A 5,058-nucleotide genomic window follows, 5' to 3' on the forward strand; every position below is an offset into this window, starting at 1 on the left:
GAGAAGTCCATTGAAAACTGAACAAGACGAAGCAAGTGCGGGTTATGAAAATAACCTGTCAAGAAAAACAATAAGTCAGCGATGACAAAACAGTGAGTTAAGAACTCAAACTTTTAATGAGAGTTTGATCCTGGCTCAGGACGAACGCTGGCGGCGTGCCTAATACATGCAAGTAGAACGCTGAAGTCTGGTGCTTGCACTAGACGGATGAGTTGCGAACGGGTGAGTAACGCGTAGGTAACCTACCTTATAGCGGGGGATAACTATTGGAAACGATAGCTAATACCGCATAACAGGTGTTAACACATGTTAATATCTTGAAAGGGACAACTGTCTCACTATAAGATGGACCTGCGTTGTATTAGCTAGTTGGTGAGGTAACGGCTCACCAAGGCGACGATACATAGCCGACCTGAGAGGGTGATCGGCCACACTGGGACTGAGACACGGCCCAGACTCCTACGGGAGGCAGCAGTAGGGAATCTTCGGCAATGGGGGGAACCCTGACCGAGCAACGCCGCGTGAGTGAAGAAGGTTTTCGGATCGTAAAGCTCTGTTGTAAGAGAAGAACGGGTGTTAGAGTGGAAAGTTAACACTATGACGGTATCTTACCAGAAAGGGACGGCTAACTACGTGCCAGCAGCCGCGGTAATACGTAGGTCCCGAGCGTTGTCCGGATTTATTGGGCGTAAAGCGAGCGCAGGCGGTTTCGTAAGTCTGAGGTCAAAGGCATTGGCTCAACCAATGTACGCCTTGGAAACTGCGGAACTTGAGTGCAGAAGGGGAGAGTGGAATTCCATGTGTAGCGGTGAAATGCGTAGATATATGGAGGAACACCGGTGGCGAAAGCGGCTCTCTGGTCTGTAACTGACGCTGAGGCTCGAAAGCGTGGGTAGCGAACAGGATTAGATACCCTGGTAGTCCACGCCGTAAACGATGAGTGCTAGGTGTTAGGCCCTTTCCGGGGCTTAGTGCCGCAGCTAACGCATTAAGCACTCCGCCTGGGGAGTACGACCGCAAGGTTGAAACTCAAAGGAATTGACGGGGGCCCGCACAAGCGGTGGAGCATGTGGTTTAATTCGAAGCAACGCGAAGAACCTTACCAGGTCTTGACATCCCTCTGACCGTCCTAGAGATAGGACTTCTCTTCGGAGCAGAGGTGACAGGTGGTGCATGGTTGTCGTCAGCTCGTGTCGTGAGATGTTGGGTTAAGTCCCGCAACGAGCGCAACCCCTATTGTTAGTTGCCATCATTAAGTTGGGCACTCTAGCGAGACTGCCGGTAATAAACCGGAGGAAGGTGGGGATGACGTCAAATCATCATGCCCCTTATGACCTGGGCTACACACGTGCTACAATGGTTGGTACAACGAGTGGCAAGCTGGTGACAGTAAGCAAATCTCTTAAAGCCAATCTCAGTTCGGATTGTAGGCTGCAACTCGCCTACATGAAGTCGGAATCGCTAGTAATCGCGGATCAGCACGCCGCGGTGAATACGTTCCCGGGCCTTGTACACACCGCCCGTCACACCACGAGAGTTTGTAACACCCGAAGTCGGTGAGGTAACCTTTTAGGAGCCAGCCGCCTAAGGTGGGATAGATGATTGGGGTGAAGTCGTAACAAGGTAGCCGTATCGGAAGGTGCGGCTGGATCACCTCCTTTCTAAGGAAATGGAAGCACTTGTAGCGTCTTGTTTAGTTTTGAGTGGTCTCAGGAAGAGACAGATGTGGGGCCTTAGCTCAGCTGGGAGAGCGCCTGCTTTGCACGCAGGAGGTCAGCGGTTCGATCCCGCTAGGCTCCATTAACATCGAAGAGATGTTAAGGATTGTCCATTGAAAATTGAATATCTATATCAAATTCCACGATTCAAGAAATTGAATTGTAAGAATAGTAACAAGAAAATAAACCGAAAACGCTGTGAATTAATGAGTTTTCTAATTTGAAAGAATTAGGTTAATAAGGTTAAGTTAATAAGGGCGCACGGTGGATGCCTTGGCACTAGAAGCCGATGAAGGACGTGACTAACGACGAAATGCTTTGGGGAGTTGTAAGTAAGCGCAGATCCAGAGATGTCCGAATGGGGGAACCCACTAACTAATGGTTAGTATCCATATCTGTTAAGGATATGAGAAGGAAGACGCAGTGAACTGAAACATCTAAGTAGCTGCAGGAAGAGAAAGCAAAAGCGATTGCCTTAGTAGCGGCGAGCGAAACGGCAGGAGGGCAAACCGAGGAGTTTACTCCTCGGGGTTGTAGGACTGCAACGTGGACTTAAAGATTATAGGAGAATTACCTGGGAAGGTAAGCCAAAGGGAGTAATAGCCTCGTATCTGAAATAGTCTTTATACCTAGCAGTATCCTGAGTACGGCGAGACACGCGAAATCTCGTCGGAATCCGGGAGGACCATCTCCCAACCCTAAATACTCTCTAGTGACCGATAGTGAACCAGTACCGTGAGGGAAAGGTGAAAAGCACCCCGGGAGGGGAGTGAAATAGAACCTGAAACCGTGTGCCTACAAGAAGTTCGAGCCCGTTAATGGGTGAGAGCGTGCCTTTTGTAGAATGAACCGGCGAGTTACGATATGATGCGAGGTTAAGTTGAAGAGACGGAGCCGTAGGGAAACCGAGTCTTAATAGGGCGAATTAGTATCATGTCGTAGACCCGAAACCATGTGACCTACCCATGAGCAGGTTGAAGGTGCGGTAAGACGCACTGGAGGACCGAACCAGGGCACGTTGAAAAGTGCTTGGATGACTTGTGGGTAGCGGAGAAATTCCAAACGAACTTGGAGATAGCTGGTTCTCTCCGAAATAGCTTTAGGGCTAGCGTCGATGTTAAGTCTCTTGGAGGTAGAGCACTGTTTGGGTGAGGGGTCCATCTCGGATTACCAATCTCAGATAAACTCCGAATGCCAACGAGATATAATCGGCAGTCAGACTGCGAGTGCTAAGATCCGTAGTCGAAAGGGAAACAGCCCAGACCACCAGCTAAGGTCCCAAAATATATGTTAAGTGGAAAAGGATGTGGGGTTGCACAGACAACTAGGATGTTAGCTTAGAAGCAGCTATTCATTCAAAGAGTGCGTAATAGCTCACTAGTCGAGTGACCCTGCGCCGAAAATGTACCGGGGCTAAAACATATTACCGAAGCTGTGGATCCCGTAAGGGATGGTAGGAGAGCGTTCTATAGGCGACGAAGGTGTACCGTGAGGAGCGCTGGAGCGTATAGAAGTGAGAATGCCGGTATGAGTAGCGAAAGACAGGTGAGAATCCTGTCCACCGTAAGACTAAGGTTTCCAGGGGAAGGCTCGTCCGCCCTGGGTTAGTCGGGACCTAAGGAGAGACCGAAAGGTGTATCCGATGGCCAACAGGTTGATATTCCTGTACTAGTGTATATAGTGATGGAGGGACGCAGTAGGCTAACTCAACCCAGCGAATGGAAGAGCTGGGCTAAACAGTGAGGTGTGATATGAGTCAAATGCTTATATCTCTAACATTGAGCTGTGATGGGGAGCGAAGTTAAGTAGCGAAGTGAGTGACGTCACACTGCCAAGAAAAGCTTCTAGCGTTAAGTATACACTACCCGTACCGCAAACCGACACAGGTAGTCGAGGCGAGTAGCCTCAGGTGATCGAGAGAACTCTCGTTAAGGAACTCGGCAAAATGACCCCGTAACTTCGGGAGAAGGGGTGCTGACTTAAAGTCAGCCGCAGTGAATAGGCCCAAGCAACTGTTTATCAAAAACACAGCTCTCTGCTAAATCGTAAGATGATGTATAGGGGGTGACGCCTGCCCGGTGCTGGAAGGTTAAGAGGAGGGTTTAGCGGTAACGCGAAGATCTGAATTGAAGCCCCAGTAAACGGCGGCCGTAACTATAACGGTCCTAAGGTAGCGAAATTCCTTGTCGGGTAAGTTCCGACCCGCACGAAAGGCGTAATGATTTGGGCACTGTCTCAACGAGAGACTCGGTGAAATTTTAGTACCTGTGAAGATGCAGGTTACCCGCGACAGGACGGAAAGACCCCATGGAGCTTTACTGCAGTTTGATATTGAGTATCTGTACCACATGTACAGGATAGGTAGGAGCCATTGATTACGGGACGCCAGTTTCGTATGAGGCGATGTTGGGATACTACCCTTGTGTTATGGCTACTCTAACCCGGATAGGTTATCCCTATCGGAGACAGTGTCTGACGGGCAGTTTGACTGGGGCGGTCGCCTCCTAAAAGGTAACGGAGGCGCCCAAAGGTTCCCTCAGATTGGTTGGAAATCAATCGCAGAGTGTAAAGGTATAAGGGAGCTTGACTGCGAGAGCAACAACTCGAGCAGGGACGAAAGTCGGGCTTAGTGATCCGGTGGTTCCGTATGGAAGGGCCATCGCTCAACGGATAAAAGCTACCCTGGGGATAACAGGCTTATCTCCCCCAAGAGTTCACATCGACGGGGAGGTTTGGCACCTCGATGTCGGCTCGTCGCATCCTGGGGCTGTAGTCGGTCCCAAGGGTTGGGCTGTTCGCCCATTAAAGCGGCACGCGAGCTGGGTTCAGAACGTCGTGAGACAGTTCGGTCCCTATCCGTCGCGGGCGTAGGAAATTTGAGAGGATCTGCTCCTAGTACGAGAGGACCAGAGTGGACATACCGCTGGTGTACCAGTTGTCTCGCCAGAGGCATCGCTGGGTAGCTATGTATGGAAGGGATAAGCGCTGAAAGCATCTAAGTGCGAAGCCCCCCTCAAGATGAGATTTCCCATGATTTTATATCAGTAAGAGCCCTGAAAGAAGATCAGGTAGATAGGTTAGAAGTGGAAGTGTTGTGAGACATGTAGCGGACTAATACTAATAGCTCGAGGACTTATCCTAGAAATAAGAAAGTATATTGACAGCGTAGCGGTTTCTTGATAGAATATAGGTATTCAATTTTGGATGGATAATCCAAGAAGAAGTTAAGTGACGATAGCCTAGGAGATACACCTGTACCCATGCCGAACACAGCAGTTAAGTCCTAGAACGCCGGAAGTAGTTGGGGGTTGCCCCCTGTGAGATAGGGTAGTTGCTTAGC

At 49.7% G+C, this 5,058-nt stretch carries 1 tRNA gene and 3 rRNA genes; all 4 read left to right on the forward strand.

The features are described 5' to 3' along the window. The first annotated feature begins 112 nt into the window (after positions 1–112). Positions 113–1,661: ribosomal RNA gene (locus tag EAF07_RS10290) — 16S ribosomal RNA — on the forward strand. A gap of 66 nt (positions 1,662–1,727) precedes the next feature. Continuing rightward, positions 1,728–1,800 (forward strand) — tRNA-Ala (locus EAF07_RS10295). Positions 1,801–1,959: 159 nt separating this feature from the next. Then, a 23S ribosomal RNA gene (locus EAF07_RS10300) occupies positions 1,960–4,859 on the forward strand. A gap of 83 nt (positions 4,860–4,942) precedes the next feature. Continuing rightward, a 5S ribosomal RNA gene (gene rrf, locus EAF07_RS10305) occupies positions 4,943–5,058 on the forward strand. Together the 16S, 23S and 5S rRNA genes with 1 tRNA gene alongside form the textbook arrangement of a ribosomal RNA operon.

It is taken from the genome of Streptococcus hillyeri (assembly GCF_003686955.1).
GTDB classification, from domain to species: domain Bacteria; phylum Bacillota; class Bacilli; order Lactobacillales; family Streptococcaceae; genus Streptococcus; species Streptococcus hillyeri.